This window comes from Micromonospora cathayae, from assembly GCF_028993575.1.
Taxonomy (GTDB): domain Bacteria; phylum Actinomycetota; class Actinomycetes; order Mycobacteriales; family Micromonosporaceae; genus Micromonospora; species Micromonospora cathayae.
On sequence record NZ_CP118615.1, the window covers coordinates 5,172,862 to 5,192,368 of the forward strand.

General features: G+C 73.6%; 15 protein-coding genes. 6 read left to right on the forward strand and 9 right to left on the reverse strand.

What is annotated here, in order from left to right:
• Positions 1-89 precede the first annotated feature (89 nt).
• Together PVK37_RS23195 and PVK37_RS23200 are read left to right on the forward strand one after the other, a co-directional pair.
• Positions 90-2,567, forward strand: coding sequence for a beta-glucosidase (locus PVK37_RS23195; protein ID WP_275029820.1), 2,478 nt, complete (start codon positions 90-92; stop codon positions 2,565-2,567).
• A complete protein-coding gene (locus tag PVK37_RS23200; RefSeq protein ID WP_275029821.1) occupies positions 2,548-3,624 on the forward strand; it encodes a LacI family DNA-binding transcriptional regulator in 1,077 nt (358 codons plus the stop codon). The genes PVK37_RS23195 and PVK37_RS23200 overlap by 20 nt, the downstream gene beginning before the upstream one ends.
• Positions 3,625-3,675: 51 nt before the next feature.
• Here the strand turns inward: PVK37_RS23200 and PVK37_RS23205 are convergent, their stop codons facing one another.
• Both PVK37_RS23205 and PVK37_RS23210 read right to left on the reverse strand, forming a co-directional pair.
• Positions 3,676-3,945 (reverse strand): GlsB/YeaQ/YmgE family stress response membrane protein, encoded by a 270-nt coding sequence (locus PVK37_RS23205; RefSeq protein ID WP_275029823.1) that lies wholly within the window; start codon positions 3,943-3,945, stop codon positions 3,676-3,678.
• A 278-nt stretch (positions 3,946-4,223) separates the two neighbouring features.
• Positions 4,224-6,275 (reverse strand): heavy metal translocating P-type ATPase, encoded by a 2,052-nt coding sequence (locus tag PVK37_RS23210; protein WP_275029824.1) that lies wholly within the window; start codon positions 6,273-6,275, stop codon positions 4,224-4,226.
• Between the two features lie 232 nt (positions 6,276-6,507).
• Between PVK37_RS23210 and PVK37_RS23215 the strand changes: the two genes are divergently transcribed.
• Together PVK37_RS23215 and PVK37_RS23220 are read left to right on the forward strand one after the other, a co-directional pair.
• Complete coding sequence (locus PVK37_RS23215; protein ID WP_275029826.1) at positions 6,508-6,660, forward strand: hypothetical protein; 153 nt, start codon at positions 6,508-6,510, stop codon at positions 6,658-6,660.
• On the forward strand, positions 6,660-7,622 hold the full coding sequence (locus PVK37_RS23220) for a golvesin C-terminal-like domain-containing protein (protein WP_275029827.1): 963 nt from the start codon (positions 6,660-6,662) through the stop codon (positions 7,620-7,622). The genes PVK37_RS23215 and PVK37_RS23220 overlap by 1 nt, the downstream gene beginning before the upstream one ends.
• A 54-nt stretch (positions 7,623-7,676) precedes the next feature.
• On the opposite strand, the gene PVK37_RS23225 is transcribed toward PVK37_RS23220, so the two are convergent.
• Genes PVK37_RS23225 through PVK37_RS23245 form a run of 5 tightly spaced genes read right to left on the reverse strand, consistent with a single transcriptional unit; the run spans position 7,677 to position 13,101 of the window.
• Positions 7,677-8,663 (reverse strand): ABC transporter ATP-binding protein, encoded by a 987-nt coding sequence (locus PVK37_RS23225; RefSeq protein ID WP_275029828.1) that lies wholly within the window; start codon positions 8,661-8,663, stop codon positions 7,677-7,679.
• The gene (locus PVK37_RS23230; RefSeq protein WP_275029830.1) at positions 8,660-9,712 is read right to left on the reverse strand and encodes an ABC transporter ATP-binding protein; all 1,053 of its coding nucleotides are present in this window, start codon (positions 9,710-9,712) and stop codon (positions 8,660-8,662) included. Before PVK37_RS23230 ends, PVK37_RS23225 begins: the two co-directional genes overlap by 4 nt.
• Positions 9,709-10,593, reverse strand: coding sequence for an ABC transporter permease (locus PVK37_RS23235; RefSeq protein WP_275035216.1), 885 nt, complete (start codon positions 10,591-10,593; stop codon positions 9,709-9,711). Before PVK37_RS23235 ends, PVK37_RS23230 begins: the two co-directional genes overlap by 4 nt.
• Positions 10,594-10,601: 8 nt before the next feature.
• Positions 10,602-11,546 (reverse strand): ABC transporter permease, encoded by a 945-nt coding sequence (locus PVK37_RS23240; protein ID WP_275029832.1) that lies wholly within the window; start codon positions 11,544-11,546, stop codon positions 10,602-10,604.
• Between the two features lie 13 nt (positions 11,547-11,559).
• Positions 11,560-13,101 (reverse strand): ABC transporter substrate-binding protein, encoded by a 1,542-nt coding sequence (locus tag PVK37_RS23245; protein ID WP_275029834.1) that lies wholly within the window; start codon positions 13,099-13,101, stop codon positions 11,560-11,562.
• 201 nt (positions 13,102-13,302) lie between these two features.
• Between PVK37_RS23245 and PVK37_RS23250 the strand changes: the two genes are divergently transcribed.
• On the forward strand, positions 13,303-13,923 hold the full coding sequence (locus PVK37_RS23250) for an L-threonylcarbamoyladenylate synthase (RefSeq protein ID WP_275029835.1): 621 nt from the start codon (positions 13,303-13,305) through the stop codon (positions 13,921-13,923).
• A 263-nt stretch (positions 13,924-14,186) separates the two neighbouring features.
• The gene (helR, locus tag PVK37_RS23255; RefSeq protein ID WP_423791108.1) at positions 14,187-16,331 is read left to right on the forward strand and encodes an RNA polymerase recycling motor ATPase HelR; all 2,145 of its coding nucleotides are present in this window, start codon (positions 14,187-14,189) and stop codon (positions 16,329-16,331) included.
• Positions 16,332-16,360: 29 nt separating this feature from the next.
• Here the strand turns inward: helR and PVK37_RS23260 are convergent, their stop codons facing one another.
• Both PVK37_RS23260 and PVK37_RS23265 read right to left on the reverse strand, forming a co-directional pair.
• Positions 16,361-17,869, reverse strand: coding sequence for an FGGY-family carbohydrate kinase (locus PVK37_RS23260; RefSeq protein WP_275029836.1), 1,509 nt, complete (start codon positions 17,867-17,869; stop codon positions 16,361-16,363).
• Positions 17,869-19,506, reverse strand: coding sequence for a fucose isomerase (locus PVK37_RS23265; RefSeq protein WP_275029838.1), 1,638 nt, complete (start codon positions 19,504-19,506; stop codon positions 17,869-17,871). The genes PVK37_RS23260 and PVK37_RS23265 overlap by 1 nt, the downstream gene beginning before the upstream one ends.
• Between the last annotated feature and the right edge of the window lies 1 nt (position 19,507).

Here is a 19,507-nt window from a genome sequence, read left to right on the forward strand (position 1 = left end):
CCGCACGTCCGGGTGCCGGTCGCTCGTCGAAGCGCTTCGACAGTTCCGGAACCCGTCGACGGCAGGCCAGGAAAGGTAACGGACCGACCATGAACGACAGCACCGATCGCGCCGGCGACCCGCTCGGCGCCCGCGTCGAGGACCTGCTGCTCCGGCTCACCCTGACGGAGAAGATCGGACTGCTGCACCAGCATCAGGCCCCGGTGCCCCGGCTCGGGCTGCGGTCGTTCCGCACCGGCACCGAGGCGCTGCACGGGGTGGCCTGGCTGGGACCGGCGACGGTGTTCCCGCAGGCGGTCGGGCTCGGCAGCACCTGGAACCCGGAACTGCTGCGCGCGGTCGGCGCAGCCGTCGGCACCGAGGTACGCGCCATGCACCACGCCGACCCGGAGCGGGTCGGCCTCAACGTCTGGGCCCCGGTGGTCAACCCGCTGCGCGACCCGCGCTGGGGACGCAACGAGGAGGGCTTCGCCGAGGACCCCTGGCTGACCGGGAAGCTCGGTACCGCGTACGCGGGCGGGCTGCGCGGCGACCACCCGTGGCGGCTGCGCACGGCGCCCACCCTCAAGCACTTCCTCGGGTACAACAACGAGACCCGCCGGGACACCACCTCCAGCAACCTGCCGCCCCGGGTGCTGCACGAGTACGAGCTGCCCGCCTTCCGCGCGCCGCTGGCCGCCGACGCGGCGGTCGCCGTGATGGCGTCGTACAACCTGGTCAACGGGGTGCCGGCGCACCTGAGCGCGCTGATCGGCGCCGAACTGCGCGGCTACGCCCCGGGCCCGCTGCTGGTGGTCGGGGACGCCGGCGCGGTGACCAACATCGCCGGCAGCCAGGCGTACCTCCCCGACCACGTGCAGGGCTTCGCCGCCGCGCTGCGCGCCGGAATCGACAACTTCACCGAGAACGACGCGGACAGTACGCCCACCGTGGAACGGCTCACCGAGGCGCTACGCCGGGGCCTGGTCACCGAATCCGACGTGGACCAGGCGGTCCGGCGGATCCTCACCGTCCGGGCCCGGCTCGGCGAGCTGGACCCGCCGGAGGAGGACCCGTACGCCGACGTACCGCCGGACGTGGTCAACTGCCCGGCGCACCGGCGGCTGGCCCGGGAGGCCGCCCGGCAGTCGATCGTGCTGCTGCGCAACGACGGCCTGCTGCCGTTGCCGCCCGGGCCGGGACTACGGGTGGCGGTGCTCGGCCCGCTCGCCGACACCCTGCACACCGACTGGTACAGCGGCACCCTCCCCTACGCGGTGACCGCCCGCGACGGACTCGCCGGGCGGTACGCCACCGTGGACACCCACGAGGGGGTGGACCGGATCGCGCTGCGGGTCGGCGACCGGTACGTCCACTGTGCCGCCGCGCCCGACGGGGCGGCGCTCGCCCTGACCGGGACCGCCGCGACCGCCGAGGGCCACTTCGACCTGTTCGACTGGGGCGCGGACCTGCTGGCGGTACGGGCCGTCGCCAACGGGCGGCACGTCCGCGCCGACGAGCAGGGGACGCTCGTCAACGACCGGCCCGGTCCGGGCGAGTGGGTGGTCCGGGAGACCTTCCGTACCCGGCCCGGCCCGGCCGGCACCGTCCTGCTGCACCACGTCGCCAGCGACCGGTACGTCACCGTCGGCCCGGACGACCTGCTGCGGGCCGACGCGGTGGACGCCGCCGCCGCGACCGCGTTCCGGGTCGAACTGGTCGCCGACGGGCCGGCCGGGGCCGCCGCCCTGGCCGCCGCCGCCGACGTCGCCGTGGTGGTGCTGGGCAACCACCCGATGGTCAACGGACGGGAGACCGAGGACCGCGTCGACCTGGCCCTGCCGGCCGGGCAGCAGCGGCTGCTCGCGGCGGTGCACGCCGCGAACCCGCGTACCGTGCTGGTGCTGAGCAGCAGCTACCCGTACGCGGTCGGCTGGGCCGACGAGCACCTGCCGGCGGTGCTCTGGTCGGCGCACGGTGGCCAGGAGTACGGCACCGCCCTCGCCGACGTGCTGTGCGGCGACGCCGACCCGGCCGGACGGCTCCCGCAGACCTGGTACCGGGACGCCGCCGACCTGCCCGACCTGCTCGACTACGACGTGATCGAAGCCGACGCGACGTACCTCTACCACCGGGGCGACCCGCTCTACCCGTTCGGGCACGGGCTCAGTTACACCCGGTTCGACTACGCTGACCTCCGGTTGAGCGCGGCGTCGGTGACCGCCGACGGGGAGGTCGTGGTGAGCGTGACGGTGACCAACGGCGGTGACCGCCCGGGAGAGGACGTGGTGCAGCTCTACACCCGGCAGCGGCGTTCCCGGGTGAAGCAGCCGCTGCGTCAGTTGCGGGCCTTCGCCCGGGTGGCCCTCGCCCCCGGCGAGCGGCGGGAGGTCGCGCTGCGGCTGCGCGCCGCCGACCTGGCGTACTGGGACGAGACCGAGGGCCGGTACGTGGTGGAGGAGGCCCGGCACAGCGTGCTGGTGGGGCGCTCGGCCACCGACATCCGGCTGGTCGGCCTGCTCACCGTGGCCGCCGGGCCGGCACGGCGACCGGCCCGGGAACCCCTCGATGCCGGCGTCACCCGGTGACCGCACCGCCGGCTCCCGGCCGGTGAAGTCGGCGGACCTGGTCACCATCGCCGACGTGGCCCGGCACGCCGGGGTCGCGGTCAGCACCGTGTCGTACGTGCTCAGTGGCAAGCGGGCCATCTCGGCGGCCACCCGCAGCCGGGTGCTGGCCAGCATCCGGCTGCTCGACTACCACCCGCACGCCGGGGCGCGGGCGCTGGCCAGCCGACGGGCCAACGTCATCGCGCTGGTGCTGCCGTTGCGGACCGGGGCGCAGGTGCCGGTCCTCATGCAGTTCGCCACCGCCGTGGTGACCACGGCCCGCCGGTACGACCACGACGTGCTGCTGCTCACCGCCGACGAGGGGCCGGCCGGGCTGCAACGCATCGCGGCCAGCGCCATGGTCGACGGGATCGTGCTGATGGACGTCGAGATGCACGACACCCGGGTGCCGCTGCTGCGGGAGCTGGCCCGGCCCAGCGTGCTGATCGGTTTCCCCGCCGACGCCACCGAGCTGACCTGCGTGGACCTTGACTTCCACCGGGCCGGGCAGGTCTGCGTCGAGCACCTCGCCGGGTTGGGGCACCGACGGATCGCCCTGCTCGGCGCGCCGGCCGCGGTCTACGACCGGGGTACCGGGTTCGCGCACCGGACCCGGGCCGGGTTCGCCGCCGCGGCGGCCCGGCTGGGGGTGGCGGCCACCACGCGGCCCTGCCCGGAGGAGGCCGCCGCCGTCCGGGCCGAACTGGTCGCCCTGCTCGACGAGCAGCCCGACCTGACCGGGCTGGTGGTGCAGAACGAGGCGGCGGTGGGACCGGTGCTGGCCGCGCTGCCAGCGCTGGGCCGGCGGGTGCCGCAGGACGTGTCGGTGGTGGCGATCTGCCCGGACCAGTTCGCCGAGCGGGCCGCGCTGACCTCGGTGCCGGTGCCGGCGGAGGAGACCGGCCGGCAGGCGGTGTCGCTGCTGATGCGCAAGCTGGCCGGTGAGCCGGTGCCGGACGCCACCCTGCTGGAACCGCTGCTGACGGTGCGGGGCAGCACCGCCGGGGCCCACCCCGGCCCCGGTTCACCGGACTGACCCGGCCGGACGATCCCGCCGGCCCGCCGCGGGGCGGGCCGGCGGGCGGGTTCAGTGCCGTCGGCGGCCGTACGTCCCGGCGACGAGGGCGACCCCGATCGCGGCGAAGACGATCTGGATGCCCAGTTCGATCCAGTCGATACCGGGGGTGTCGTCGACGCCGAGCGCCCCGGCGACCAGGGTGCCGAGGACCGCGGCCACCACACCGATGAGCAGGGTGAGCCAGATCGGGAGGTTCTGCTTGCCCGGTACGACCAGCCGGCCGAGCGCACCGATGATCAGACCGATGATGATGGCGGTGAAGAAGCCGGTTACTTCCACGGGAGTCCCTTCGAGTTCGTCGTCGTCGGGCTCATGCCCGGTCTCCGTCGTCAGGGCTCATGCCCGGTCCGGGCGACCAACGAAACGCGAGGTCACGGCCTCCTGCCGGTTCGTCACGTAACCGTCACACGTTCGCGTGCGACCCGTCATCGGCGCGCACCCGCGCCGCCGTCCGGCGGGCTGGTCCGGCGGCGCACGGCGTCACCCGCGACCAGTGGGGATCCGCCCAGCGGCAACGCGCCGACGCCGCCGGCGGCCCGGCGTACGGCCGGCGGTCCTCACCCCCGGTCGTCGCCGGGGACCAGCCGTACCCGGCGCAGGGTCTGCGCGTTGAGCGCGACCACGATCGTCGACGCGGACATCAGCAGCGCCGCGGCGGCCGGGCTCAACGCGAACCCGGCCCAGGCCAGGGCCCCGGCGGCCACCGGGATGGCGACCACGTTGTACCCGGCCGCCCAGGCCAGGTTCTGGATCATCTTCCGGTAGGTGGCCCGGGACAGCCGGGCCGCCGCCGGCACGCCCCGGGGATCGGACGAGGCGAGCACCACCCCGGCCGACTCGATCGCCACGTCGGTACCCGCGCCGATGGCGAGCCCGACGTCGGCCCGGGCCAGGGCGGGAGCGTCGTTGACCCCGTCCCCCACCATCGCCACGGTGTGCCCACGGGCCTGGAGGCCGGCCACGATCTCGTCCTTGTCTGCCGGCAGCACCTCGGCGAAGACCTCGTCCACGCCGGGCCGGAAGTCGAGGTCGGCGGCGACCGTCTCGGCCACCGGACGGGCGTCACCGGTGATCATCGCGATCTTCCGGATGCCGAGCTGGCGCAGTTCGGCGACGGCCTGCCGGGCCTCGGGGCGTACCTGGTCGGCGAGGGCCAGGGCACCCAGCAGCTCCGCCGCGCCGTCCAGCCGGACCAGGTGGAGCACGGCGGCGCCGCGTGCCGACCAGTCGCCGGTGGCCTGCCGCAGGTCGTCCGGCACCGGCACGGCCAGCTCGCGCAGCAGCGCCGGACCACCCACCGCGTACGGGGTGCCGTCGACGGTGGCCCGGACGCCGCGGCCGGGCAGTGCGCGGAAGTCGGTGCCCCGGGCCGGCCCGAGCCGTTCGGCGGCGGCGACGACCGCGCGGGCGAGCGGGTGCTCGCTGTCGGCCTCCACCGCGGCGGCTAGCCGCAGCACGTCGTCGTCGCTGGTTCCCGCCCGGCCGACCACCCCGGTGACCACGTGCGCCCCCCGGGTCAGCGTCCCGGTCTTGTCGATCAGGACGGTGTCGACCGTCCGCATCCGTTCCAGCGCCAGCCGGTCCTTGACCAGGATGCCGGCCTTGGCCGCCACGCTCGTCGACAGCGCGACGACCAGCGGGATCGCCAGGCCGAGGGCGTGCGGGCAGGAGATCACCAGCACGGTGACGGCCCGGACCACGGCCTCGTCGACCGCGCCCAGCACGGACCAGACGGCCAGGGTCAGCACGGCGGTGCCGGTGGCGACGTAGAACAGCGCGGCGGCGAACCGGTCGGCCAGCACCTGCGCCCGGCCGCCGGCCGCCTGCGCCTGGGCGACCAGGCGCTGGATGCCGGCGAGCGCGGTCTCCTCCCCCACCGCGTCGACCAGGACCCGGATGGCCGAGTCGGTGGCGACGGTGCCGGCCACCACCCGCTCCCCCACCCCCCGGTGGACCGGGCGCGACTCGCCGGTGATCATCGACTCGTCGAGTTCGGCCCCGCCGTCGACCACGTGCCCGTCGGCGGGCACCCGCCCACCGGGCCGGACCAGGACCCGGTCCCCGACGCGCAGCTCGGCGACCGGCACCCGGGTGACCGTGCCGTCCGGGGCGATCCGCTCGGCGTCGTCGGGCAGCAACGCGGCGAGCGCGGCCAGCGCGCCCCGGGCCTGACCGATCGCCTTCATCTCCTGCCAGTGGCCGAGCAGCATGATGGTCACCAGCGCGGCCAGCTCCCACCAGAAGTCCAGCCCGAAGAACCCGACGGTGGTCGCCGCCGAGGCGAGGTACGCGACGGTGATCGCCATTGCGACCAGCAGCATCATCCCGGGTGCCCGGTCGCGCAGCTCGCGGGCCGCGCCCACCAGGAAGGGCCAGCCGCCGTACCAGAACACCACGGTGCCCAGCACCGGGCCCACCCAGGTCACGCCGGGGAACCGTACGGGGTAGCCGAGCCAGGTGGTCACCAGGTGGCTGGTGGCCACGATCGGCACGGTGAGCACCAGGCACACCCAGAACCGACGCCGGAACATCGCCGGGTCGTGGCCGGCGTGCTTGTCGTGCCGCTGGTGTCCCCCGGCGTCGTCCGGGTGCCTGCCGTGGTCGTGCACCGGTCCCACCTCCCGCCGTCCCCCAGCATGGGCCAGGATCGTCGGGCCGGTTGCCCGGTCGGGCGAAAACGGCGGTCGGCACCTCGGGTGGCACCGGGCGCGGCTGTCGGGAAACTTCAGTCCGACATTGTTGACCGAAGACTATCGACATAGACAGGCATCAGGATATAGCGTGCCGATCAACCTGGTCATCGACCTGGCGTACCCCTTTCCCACGCCCCCAAGGAGCGCCGTGGCCACCTCACGATCCATCCGTCTGCGGCGCCGAGGTCTGCTCGGCATCCCGGCCCTCGTGGCCGCCGCGTTCACCGTCGCCGTCACCCCCACCCCGGCCCGGGCCGCCAAGCGCGTGGAGTGCCTGGCCGACCTGATCGAGGAGTCCTGATGGCCACCATCCCCTGGCTCGCCGACGTGCTGCGGTCGGCGGGCGTGCAGGTGAAGGAGGAGGGCAGCTGGCTGACCCGGATGCGGCCGGGTGACTTCAACCCGATCGGCGTGCTCTGGCACCACACCGCCGCCACCTCCAGCGCCACCAACCCGCACCCGGCGTTGAACGTCTGCATCAACGGCCGGTCCGACCTGCCCGGCCCGCTCTGCCAGGCGCTGGTCGACTACCACGGCGTCTTCCACATCATCTCCGCCGGCCGGTGCAACCACGCCGGAACCAGCGGCGGCAGCGGGCCGATCCCCGCCGGGGACGGCAACACCCTGATGATCGGGTGGGAGATCGACTACAACGGCGTGAGCCAGGAGATGACGGCGGCGCAGTACAACGCGTCGATCGCCGCCACCGCCGCCGTGCTCACCCGGCTCGGCAAGGACGCCAGCTACGCCCGGGGCCACCGGGAGACCAGTACCTCCGGCAAGATCGACCCGTCGTTCATCGACCTGAACGTGATGCGCTCCGACGTCGCGGCCAAGATGAGCGGCGGCAACGCGTGGAGCACCATCGTGGACAACACCACCGCCGGCCGGTTCACCGCCAGCGCCAACTGGGGCGTGTCCACCTACTCCAGCCAGCGGTACGGCGCCGACTACCGGTACGCCAACCCGGTGCTGGCCAGCGACACCGCCTGGTACAAGGTCAACATCCCGGCCACCGCGAACTACCGGGTCGACGCCTGGTGGCCGGCGGTCTCCGGCTACAACAGCGCCACGCCGTACGTCATCGCCACCACCACCGGCAACCGGACGGTCTACGTCGACCAGCGCACCGGCGGCGGGCAGTGGCGCAGCCTCGGCACGTTCGCCCTGCCCGCCGGCGACGCCAACCGGGTCGGGGTCAGCCGGTGGACCTCCGCCAGCGGGCTGGTCATCGCCGACGCGATCCGGGTCACCCGGGTCTGACCCGGCCGGCACGTCCCGTCGGCCCGGTCCCGGGGCCGACGGGACCACGCCCGGTCAGCCGGGGGCGCGCAGCTCGCGTACCGCGTCCCCGGCGAAGAGGCAGGCCGCCTCCTGGCCGGTCGCCACCCCGACCAGCGGCGGGTCGGTCTCCGCGCAGGCCGGCCGGGCGCTGGGGCACCGGGTCCGGAACCGGCAGCCGGTCGGCGGCGCGACCGGGCTGGGCACCTCCCCGCGCAGGATGATCCGCCGCCGGTGCCGCTCGACCGCGGGGTCCGCCACCGGCACCGCCGACAGCAGCGCCGCCGTGTACGGGTGGGCCGGCTCCCGGTACAGCCGCTGCGGCGGGCCGGTCTCCACGATCCGTCCCAGGTACATCACGGCCACCCGGTCACTGAGGTGCTCGACCGCGGCCAGGTCGTGCGAGATGAACAGGTAGGTCAGGCCCAGTTCCCGCTGGAGGCGACGCAACAGATTCATGATCTGCGCCTGCACGCTCAGGTCCAGCGAGGCGATCGGTTCGTCCAGCACGATCAGTTCGGGCTCCCCGGCCAGCGCCCGGGCGATACCCACCCGCTGGCGTTGCCCGCCGGAGAGTTCGTGCGGGTGCCGGTCGGCCAGCTCGGGGCGCAACCCGACCAGCTCGAACAGTTCCGCGACCCGGCGACGCCGCGCCTCGCCCCGGGCGGCGAGCCGGTGCACGACCAGCGGTTCGGCCACGCTCGCCCCGACGGTCAACCTCGGGTCCAGCGACGCCTGCGGGTCCTGGAACACCATCGCCACCCGGCGGCGCAGCCCGCGCAGCACCCGACGGGAGCCGCCGGTCACGTCCGTCCCGGCCACCCGCACGTGCCCGGCGGTGGGCCGGACCAGCCGGAGCAGGGCCAGGCCGGTGGTGGACTTGCCGCTGCCCGACTCGCCGACCAGACCGAGGGTCTCGCCGCGTCGGATGCGCAGCGACACCCCGTCGACGGCCCGGACCGGCCCGGCCGGCGACGGGAACCACACCGCCAGGTCGTCGAGTTCGGCGACGACGTCACTCATCCCCGCCCCCGATCCGTCGGCTCCGGGTAGAAGGTGCGGACCCGGTGTCCCGGCCCGGATCCGTCGGGCACCGCGTCAGGTCCGTGGTGCCCCGGGTCGGGTCCGCCGGACACCGGCACCAGCGGTGGCAGTTCCCGTTCGCAGCGGGCGTCGCCGCGTACCGGACAGCGCGCCCAGAACGCGCAGCCGGCCGGCAGGTCCACCGGGCTGGGCGGGGCACCCGGGATCGCCACCAGGTCGGCGGACCGGTGCGCCGGGTCCGGGCGGGCGGCGAGCAGGGCCCGGGTGTACGGGTGCGCCGGCCCACCGAAGACCGCGTCGACCGGCCCGTGCTCGACGATCCGCCCGCCGTACATCACCGCCACCGTGTCGGCGAGACCGGCGACCACCCCGAGGTCGTGGGTGATCCAGACGACCGCCGTACCGAGCCGCTCCCGCAGCCCGGCGACCAGGTCCAGGATCTGCGCCTGGGTGGTCACGTCCAGCGCGGTGGTCGGCTCGTCGGCGATCAGCAGGTCCGGCTCGCAGGCCAGTGCCATGGCGATCACCACCCGCTGCCGCATCCCGCCGGAGAACTGGTGCGGGTACGCGTCGACCCGCTGCCCCGGCGACGGGATGCCGACGGTGTCGAGCAGTTCGACCGCCCGGGACCGGGCCGCCCGACGGGTCATGCCCAGGTGTTCCTCGCACGCCTCGGTGACCTGCCGGCCCACCGGCAGCACCGGGTTCAGCGAGGTCATCGGGTCCTGGAAGACGAACCCGACGTGCCGGCCCCGCAGTTGCCGGCGGCGGCGCGCGGGCAGCGCGGTGAACTCGTCGCCGAGCAGCCGGACCCGGCCGGTGACCCGGGCGACCCGTGGGGCCAGGCCGGTGGCGGCGAGCACGCTCATGCTCTTGCCGCTGCCGGACTCACCGACCAGCGCCAGGGTCTCGCCCGCCCCCACCGACCAGTCGACCCCGGCGACCGGGCGGGCCACGCCCCGACGGGTACCGATGGTCACCGCGAGGTCCTCGACGGCCAGCACCGGCGTGCCGTCCCGTCCGCTCATGCCGGGTTCCTCCTCGCCTCGCCCAGGGTGAGTTGCCGGGGGTCCAGCACGTCCCGCAGCGCGTCCCCGACCAGGTTGAAGGCGAGCACGGTGAGGAAGATGGCCGCGCCCGGGAAGAAGCCGAGCCACCACGCCTCGGTGACGAATCCGCGCCCGTCGAACAGCATCCGGCCCCAGGCGGGCGCGGGTGGCTGGACGCCGAGCCCGAGGAAGGACAGCGCCGCCTCGGCCAGGATCGCGAACGCCAGCGACAGCGAGGTCTGCACGATCAGCGGCGCCGCCACGTTGGGCAGCACGTGCCGCCACAGGATCCGCCGGTCCGGGGTGCCGATCGCCACGGCCGCCCGGACGAAGACCTGCTCCCGGACGGCGAGCACACTGGCCCGGGTGACCCGGGCGAAGATCGGGGTGTAGACCACCCCGACGGCGATCATCGCGGTGCGCAGACCCGGCCCGAGCACCGCCACGATGGCCACCGCGAGCAGCAGCACCGGGAACGCGAACAGCACGTCCACCACCCGCATCAGCAGGCTGTCCAGCCAACCCCGGTACCAGCCGGCGAGCAGCCCCAGCGTGACCCCGGCGACCAGCGCGATGCCGACGCTGACCAGGCCGACCTGGAGCGAGACCCGGGCGGCCATCAGCACCCGGCTGAGCACGTCCCGGCCGAGTTCGTCGGTGCCGAACGGATGCGCCCAGCTCGGGGCCTGGAGCATCCGGTCCACGTCCACGTCGTTGATCCCGGCCGGGGCGAGCCACGGCCCGGCCACCCCGACCACGGCGAGCAGCAACAGGACCAGCATGCCGGCCACCGCCGGCGGGTCGTGACGCAGCGCGGACAGCGCCCGGCGGACGGCCCCGTCGGCCCGGTCGCCGCTCAGTTTGCCGCTCATCGGGCCGTGATCCTCGGGTCGAGCCGGGCGTAGAGCAGGTCGACCAGCAGGTTGACCAGCAGGAACAGGGCCGCCACCAGCAGGATCGCGCCCTGCAGCACCGGATAGTCCCGGGCCTGGACGGCGTCGTAGGTGAGCCGGCCGACCCCCGGCCAGGCGAACAGCACCTCGATCACGATCACCCCACCGAGCAGGCTCGCCACCTGCACCGCGACCACGGTCACCACCGGGATCAGCGCGTTGCGCAGCACGTGCCGCAGCACCACCACCCGGGGCCGCAGCCCCTTCGCCTCGGCGGTACGGACGTAGTCCTCGGCGAGCGCCTCCAGCACCGCCGACCGGATGAACCGGGTCAGGATCGAGGCGGACACCAGGCCCACCGTGGCGGCCGGCAGCAGCACGTGCGACGCCCAGCGGGCCGGGTCCTCGGTCAGGCCGACGTAACCCGACGGCGGAAGCCAGCCGAGCACCCCGGCGAAGAGCAGGATGCCCATGATGCCCATCCAGAAGTCCGGCACCGACACCCCGAACTGGCTGAACACCCGTACCGCGTGGTCGACGGCGGTGCCGCTGCGCACCGCCGCCAGCACCCCCAGCGGTACGGCCAGCAGCACCGCGAGCAGGATCGCCGTACCGGCCAGCGACAGGGTGGCCGGCAGTCGGTCGAGGACGATCGTGGTCACCGGTTGTCCACTGCGGAAGCTGACCCCCAGGTCACCGGTGAGGGCCCGCCCGACGTAGCTGAGGTACTGCTGGAGCAGCGGCTGGTCGAGGCCGGCGCGGGCGCGCAGCGCCTCGTACGTCTGCGGGTCGAACCGGGTGCCCAGCGCCACCCGGACCGGATCACCCGGGACGAGTTGCAGCAGCAGGAACACCACCAGGGTGACGCCGAGCAGCACGATGCCCGACTGGAGCAGCCGCCGGACCACGAAGCGGGCCATCAGCCGACCCCGCTCAGCGGGCGAGGGAGACGTCGCGGAACCGGATGGCCCGGTCGGCGCGGACCCGGTAGCCGGAGACCTTCCCCGTCCAGCCCTGCACCACGTCCGGGTTGTAGAGGTACAGGTAGCTGGCGTCGTCCACGATCTGCTTGGCCGCCTGGTCGTACCGCTGCTTGCGGGTGCCCTGGTCGGTCTCGGTGCGAGCCTGGTCGAGCAGCCGGTCGACGGTCGGGTTGCGGTACTTGTGGAAGTTGAAGGTGCCGGCGCTGTGGTGCTGGGCGTAGTAGAACTCGTCCGGGTCGATGTTGCCGAGCCAGCCCAGCAGGAACGCGTCGAAGTTCCCCTTGGCCTGCTCGTCGAGCCACTGGGCGAAGTCCAGGGTACGGATCTTCACGGTGACGCCCACGTCCTTGAGCTGCGCGGCGATGACCTGCGCGGCGGTGACGGTCTCCGGGTACTCGCTGGTGACCATCAGGTCCATGGTCAGGCCCCGGACGCCGGCTTCACCGAGCAGTCGCCGGGCCTGCTCCGGGTCGTGCGAGTAGGGCGCGTAGTCGTAGTGGAAGGCGCTGGCCTTCGGGATGGCGGTCTGGTTGACCGTGGCCAGCCCGAACTTGGCCGCCTTGGTGATCGCCTCCCGGTCCAGCGCGAACCCGATCGCCCGGCGCACGGCCACCTCGTCGTACGGCTTCCGGGCCTGGTTGAGGGCGACGTACCAGTAGTCGCTGGACGGCGCGGACTCCACCGTCAGCTCGTCGCCGTCGCGCAGCGCGGGCACCTGCTGGGGTGGCAGGTTGTCGGTCCAGTGCACCTGGCCGCCGCGCAGGTTCTGCAGGGCCACCGTCGGGTCCTTGACGAAGGTGAACGTCACCCCGTCCAGCTTCGGTGTGCCGCCCCACCAGTTCTCGTTGCGGACCAGCGTGATGCTGTCGCCGGAGGTGTAGGCGGCCACCGCGAACGGCCCGCTGCCGACCGGCTTGGTGGTGATCGCGCCGGACTCGACGTTGCCCCGCTGCACGATCGCCACGCCCTTGAAGCCGCCGAGGTTGGCGAGCAGGTTGGGGGTGGGTGCGGTCAGCGCGACGACCACGGTGGCCGGGTCGGGCGCGGTCACCGACTTCACGGTGGCGAACCGGTACGCCGCGTTCAGCTTCCCGGTGATGATCCGCTGGTAGGAGTAGACCACGTCCTCGGCGGTCAGCGGTGCGCCGTCGGCGAAGCGCACCCCGTCGCGGAGGGTGAAGGTCCAGGTGAGCTGGTCGTCGCTGGTCGTCCACTTCGTCGCCAGCGACGGTCGCATCTCGAGGTTCTCGTCCGGCTCGACCAGGGTGTCGTAGACGTTCTCCAGCACCTGGAAGCTGTGGTACGCCGAGGTCTTGTGCGGGTCGAGCTGGTCCGGTTCGCCGCTGATGGCGGCCTGGAGCACTCCCCCGGCCCCGGACCCGCCCGGGCCGGCCCCGTCGACGTCGACGCTCTCCCCGGCGGTGCAGCCGGCCGAGACGGCAAGGGCGACGGCCAGCGCGGCGGCGACCACGCCTGATCTGCTCCTGGACATGGTCCCTCCCCGATTTCCCGGCACCCGAACGATTTTTGCGAGTCTGGCCGGTGAAAGGGACGATGTCAAAGAATCGTGCCGAATTGCGGATCATGCGAACCCGGGTGACAATACGCGCGCCCGGGGCGGATTCGCCGGATGTCGGCGGCCGGGCCGAGGCTGGCTGGCAGCGTTCCGACGTGCGGTTCTATGCTCCCGGGAATGGCGAAGTACTTCGACGTGCACCCGGACAACCCGCAACCGCGCAGCATCGGGCAGGTGGTCGCGATCGTCCGGGACGGCGGATTGGTCGCCTACCCGACCGACTCGTGCTTCGCCCTCGGCTGCCAGCTCGGCAACAAGGACGGCATCGACCGGATCCGCCAGATCCGGCACCTCGGCGACGACCACCACTTCACCCTGGTCTGCCGGGACTTCGCGCAGCTCGGCCAGTTCGTGCAGATCAACAACGCGCTGTTCCGCTCGATCAAGGCAGCCACCCCGGGCAGCTACACGTTCATCCTGCCCGCGACGAAGGAGGTGCCGCGCCGGCTGCTGCACCCGAAACGCAAGACCGTCGGGGTACGCATTCCCGCGCACACCGTCGCGCAGGCGATCCTCACCGAGCTGGGCGAGCCGCTGGTCTCCAGCACGCTGCTGCTGCCCGGCGAGGAGGAGCCGATGACCCAGGGCTGGGAGATCAAGGAGACCCTGGACCACGCCATCGACGCGGTCGTCGACTCCGGCGAGTGCGGCACCGAGCCGACCACCGTCATCGACTTCTCGCAGGGCGAGGCCGAGATCGTCCGCCGTGGGGCCGGGGACCCGACCCGCTTCGAGTGAGGGGAACGGCGGCACACTCCGCGGGATCCGCGAGGGAACCGGACCACTCAGCGGGATCCGCGAGGAAAAGCGGAGAGGCCAACTCCCCGCCACTCTTACCGTATAGCACACCGGGGGGCTTGCGGCAAGACCCCGATCGTGCCGCAGAATCGTCGGCCGAAGCCCGCACGAACGGGGTGACCTGGGCCGACACGGGCTCCGGGTCCGCGTCCGGCGCGGCGACGTCCGCCCTGCCCAGACCCGGAGTTGATGTCGTGGATCCGCTGACCACCCGTGCGTTCGACCTTGCCCCGCAGCTGTCCGCCAAGGCCGACCCGCGACTGATCGCCGGCGACGAGCGGCACCTCGCGGCCATCGCGGCGACCCTCGACCGGTCGGCCGCCGACCTGACCGACCGCCTCGATGCCGCGCGCCGGGCACCCGGCGGCGCCGGCCGACGGGCCCTGGACCGGGACCAGGAGGTCCACCGGCTGACCGCCCGGCTGCGGCAACTGCGGCGGTTCGGATGGGACCTGTGCCTCGGCCGCATGGTCACCGCCGACGACCCCGAGCCGGTGTACGTCGGACGCGCCGGCCTCACCGACGGTACCGGCCGACGGCTGCTGGTCGACTGGCGCTCCCCCGCCGCCGAGCCGTTCTTCGGTGCCACCCACGCCAACCCGATGGGGCTCGCCAGCCGCCGCAGGTACCGCTGGACCGGCGGCCGGATCAGCGACTACTGGGACGAGGTGTTCACCCCGGACGCCCTCGACGGACACGCCGCCCTCGACGACCAGTCCGCCTTCATCGCCAGCCTGGGCGGCCACCGGTCGGCGCGGATGCGGGACGTGCTCGGCACCATCCAGGCCGACCAGGACGCCATCATCCGCGCCGGATCCTCCGGCGCGCTCGTCGTGGACGGCGGCCCGGGCACCGGAAAGACGGTCGTCGCGCTGCACCGCACCGCGTACCTGCGCTACGCCGACCCCCGCCTCGGTCGACGCCGGGGCGGGGTGCTGGTCGTCGGCCCGCACCAGCCGTACCTGGCCTACGTCGCCGACGTCCTGCCCAGCCTCGGCGAGGACGACGTGCAGATGTGCACCCTGCGCGACCTCGTCCCCGAGGGGGCCACCGCAGGAGTGGAGACCGACCCGGAGGTGGCCCGGCTGAAGTCGTCCGCGCGGCTGGTGACGGCGGTCGAGGCGGCGGTCCGGTTCTACGAGGAACCACCGACCGGGACCATGACGGTGTCGACCGACGGGGGCGACGTCCGGCTGGGCGCGGACGACTGGGCCGAGGCGTTCGACGCGCCGGACCCCGGCACCCCGCACAACGAGGCGCGCGACCGGATCCGGGACGAGCTGCTCACCATCCTGGTCGACAGGTACCCCGGTGACGAACCGGACGACCTGGTCCGCCGCTCGCTGCTGCGCAACCGGGAGCTGCGCGTCGCCGTCGACCGGGCCTGGCCGCTGCTCGACCCGGCCGACCTCGTCGGGGACCTGTGGACGGTGCCCGCGTACCTGCGCAGGTGCGCGCCCTGGCTCGCCCCGGACGAGGTCCGGGCGTTGCAGCGCCGCGACCCGCGGGCCTGGACGGTGTCCGACCTGCCGCTGCTGGACGCGGCCCGGCAGCGGGTCGGCGACCCGGAGACCTCCCGGCGGCAGCGCCGGCACGACGCGGTGACCGCCGCCGAACGCGAGCGGATGACCACGGTCGTCGACGACCTGCTCGCCTCCACCGCCTTCGACGACGGCGAAGGCGTGCTGGTCATGCTGCGCGGCCAGGACATGCGGGACGCCCTGGTCGACGGGCGGGTCCCCGCCGACACCGAACCGGACCGGCTCGCCGGGCCGTTCGCGCACATCGTGGTGGACGAGGCCCAGGAACTGACCGACGCCGAGTGGCAGATGCTGCGGCTGCGGTGCCCGTCGGGCAGCTTCACCGTCGTCGGCGACCGGGCCCAGGCCCGGCACGGGTTCACCGAGTCGTGGCCGGAACGGCTGAGGCGGGTCGGACTCGACCGGATCGAGGTGGCCTCGCTGACCGTCAACTACCGGACCCCGACCGAGGTGATGGCCGAGGCGGAGCCGGTCATCCGGGCGGTGCTCCCGGACGCCAACGTCCCGGTTTCGGTCCGTGACGCCGGCGTCCCCGTCACCCACGGCCCCGTCTCGGACCTGCCCGCGATCCTCGACACCTGGCTCGCCGCGCACGCCGAGGGGACCGCCTGCGTCATCGGCGATCCCACCTTCACGGCGACGTCTCGCGTCCGGTCGCTGACCCCGGAACTGGCGAAGGGACTCGAGTTCGACCTGGTCGTCCTGGTCGACCCGGCGGCGTTCGGGGCGGGCGTGCAGGGCGCGGTCGACCGGTACGTGGCGATGACCAGGGCGACCCGGCACCTCGTCGTCCTCACCAGCCCCTGACGGTCCCCCGGGCCGCCCGGGACACCGCCCTACCCGCCGGCCGCCCCGGTGTCGCCCTGGAGCCGGGCCAGGGTGTGCACCTGGTCCCGGGTGGCCCGGTAGAGCGCACCGTACTGCCGGTACAGCAGGTCGTAGGTGTCCCGGGCGGCCGGGTCCGGCTCGACCGTCGCCCCGGGCACCGTCCAGTCGGTGTCCGGGGCGAGCAGGCCGGCCCCGATCCCGGCCAGCAGCGCGTCGCCGTAGCTGGCCCCGATGGTCACCGCCGGCACCTCCTGGGTACGGCCGGTCACGTCGCTGACGATCCGGGTCCACAGTCCACCCTGGGTGCCGCCACCCACCGCGACCAGCCGGCGTACCGGGTTCTCGGCGGTGTCCAGCAGTTCCAGGATCTGCCGGACGCCGAAGGCGATGCCCTCGTACACCGCGCGGAACAGGTGGCCGCGGCCGTGCCGCAGGGTCAGCCCGGCGACCACCCCCCGGGCGTGCGGGTCGAAGATCGGCGTCCGCTCACCGGCGAAGTACGGCAGCAGCAGCAGACCGTCCGCGCCGGCCGGCACCCGGGCCGCCTCGGCCACCAGGGTCTCGAAGGGCACGTCGCCGACCAGCTCCCGCAGCCACGAGGTCAGGCTGCCCGAGGTGGCCATCCCGGCGGCCAGGCAGTACGCGTCCGGCCCCACCCCGGCGGTGTTCCACAGTTGCGGGTGCCGGGCCAGGTCACGCAACACCTGCACGAAGAACATCGTCGAGCCGTACATCAGCATCAGGTCGCCGGGGTGGCGGACGCCGACGCTGACCGCCTCGGCCCAGGCGTCCACCGTGCCGGCGCAGACCGGGGTGCCCACCGGCAGGCCGGTGGCCTCGGCCGCCGCCGCGCTGACCGTGCCCACCACCTCGGCCGACCAGGCCAGCCGGGGCGCGGGCAGGTCACCCATGAGGTCGGCGTACCAGGGCCGGTGCCAGGTGCGGGCCTCGATGTCGTACAGCGGCACCGACTGGCTGGCGGTGTGGTGGTCCAGCACGTACTCGCCGGTCAGCTTCCGCACCACGTACGAGCTGGAGGTGTACCAGTGCGTCGCCCGCTCCCACACCTGCGGCTCGTGCCGGCGTACCCAGAGCGCCTTCGGGCCGACCGCCTGGGTGGTGATCGGGGTGGCGGCCCGGTCCAGCACCCGCTCGGCCCCGTACCGTCCGGTCAGCTCGTCGATCTCGGCGGTGGCCCGCATGTCGATGCCGTAGAGGATGGCCGGGCGGACCGGGATGTCGTCGGCGTCGCAGAGCACCAGGCAGGGGCCGACGCCGCTGACGCAGACCCCGGCGACCGGCGTGCCGGCGGCGTGTCCGACCAGTTCGCGGGCGATGGACACCACGTCGGCCCACCAGACGCCCTCGGCGTCCACCTCGGCCCAGCCGGGGTGGGGCATCGACATCGACCTCGGTCGGGGCCGCACGGCGGTGGCCAGCACCGTGCCGGCCGGGTCGGTGAGCACCCCCTTGCTGCTGCCGGTGCCCAGGTCGATGCCGATCAGGAGCGGGCCCATCAGATCCGCACGTCCCCGCAGAGGTGGACCCGCACGCCCAGGGACGCGAACATCGCCGCCTTGGCCGCGAGAGCCCGGTCGGCGGCGTCGGCGTCCGGGGCGTACGCGACGTTGAGGTGGTTGGCCTTGTGCCGGGCCATCAGCTGGTCCCGGTCCACGCCGTGCAGCACCGCGTGCATGATCGGCCACTGCGGGGTGGTGGCGTCCAGCCGCCGCCGGGTCTCCTCCTCGGGCAGCTCCACGGCGGTGCCCCGACCCAGGTCGACGTGCAGGATGCCGTCGGCGATGAACACCCGGGACCAGACGATCTCACCCGGCTTGGACACGCCGCTGAGGGTGCCGCCGCCGAGCGGGAAGTACATCGGAGGCTGGCGCATGCTCCAGCTCTTGTCGTACCCGCCGTGGTGCGAGGCGGGCACCGAGCCGGAGATCTCCATGACCCAGACGAACCGGCCGTCGTACTCCTCGCCCCACCGGATGTCGTGCAGGGTGGTGGCCGGGTCGAAGCCCATCGCCGTCCAGATCCGGTTGGTGACCAGGGAGTCCACCGCGACGCCCTCGTCCACCTCGTTGAAGTGCGGCAGCGGCGCGCCGGCGTAGAGTTCCCGCGCGCCGTCGCGGCTGCGCACCGGCGGGCGTTCGGCGTTGTTGAGCAGGCCCTCGGCCAGGTCGCTGGCCGGTACGACGTCCTTGAGGCCCTGCTGGTACTGGATGCCGACCGCGTCGAGGCCGAAGTCGTCGGCGATGCGCAGCGCGGCGACGTACATCCGGAACTGGCTGAGCAGTTGCGCGTCGGTGAGTTCGGTGGCCTCGTCGGTGCCGGTGTGGAAGGTCATGCCGGCGGCGTCCAGCCAGTCCCGGACGGCCTGCGCCTCCTGCTGCGGGACCCGGTTCATCTCGGCGACCAGGGCGCTCTGCGACAGCCGCTCCTTGTAGATGCCGAGCGGGTTGAGCAGTTCGTCGTCGATGATGGCGTTGTACATGCCCATGCAGCCCTCGTCGAAGACGCCGATGATGGCCTTCTCCCGCTGGAGCTGGGCGGCCAGCGCCCGGCCGAGCGCCACCTCGGTGGTGTCCGGCAGCGCCGGCAGGTCCCGCACGTGGCTCTGGTCGTGGGTCAGCATGCCGGTCTCCAGCCAGGTCCGCAGCCCGGCCACCGCCCAGTCGTCGGTGAAGTTCTCACTCCACAGGATGGAGTGCGCGACGCCGGCCTTGGTCAGGCTGGCGGTCAACCCGAGCAGGCCGACCAGTCCGGGGAACTCGCCACTCCAGTTGGCGACCACCAGGATCGGGCCCCGGTGGGTACGCAGCCCGGCGAGCACGTGGTGGCTGTACTGCCAGACCGCCTCGACCACGATCAGCGGGGCGTCCGGCGGGATGGTCTTGAAGACCTCGATGCCCTGGCGTTGGCTGGCGATGAAGCCGTGCCCCTGGTCGGCGTCGTACGGGTGGGCGCGGCGGACCCGGTGGCCCAGGGCGGTGACCGCCCGCTCGACGTCGGCCTCGAACCGCTGCTGCACCGGCCAGCAGGTGACGTTGGCGCTCAGCCGCAGGTCACCGCTGGCGACTGTGTGGACGACGCCGGGTTCGGCGGCGGGCTGTTCGGCCAGGACCGGGAACGTGTAGCTGCTGCTCATG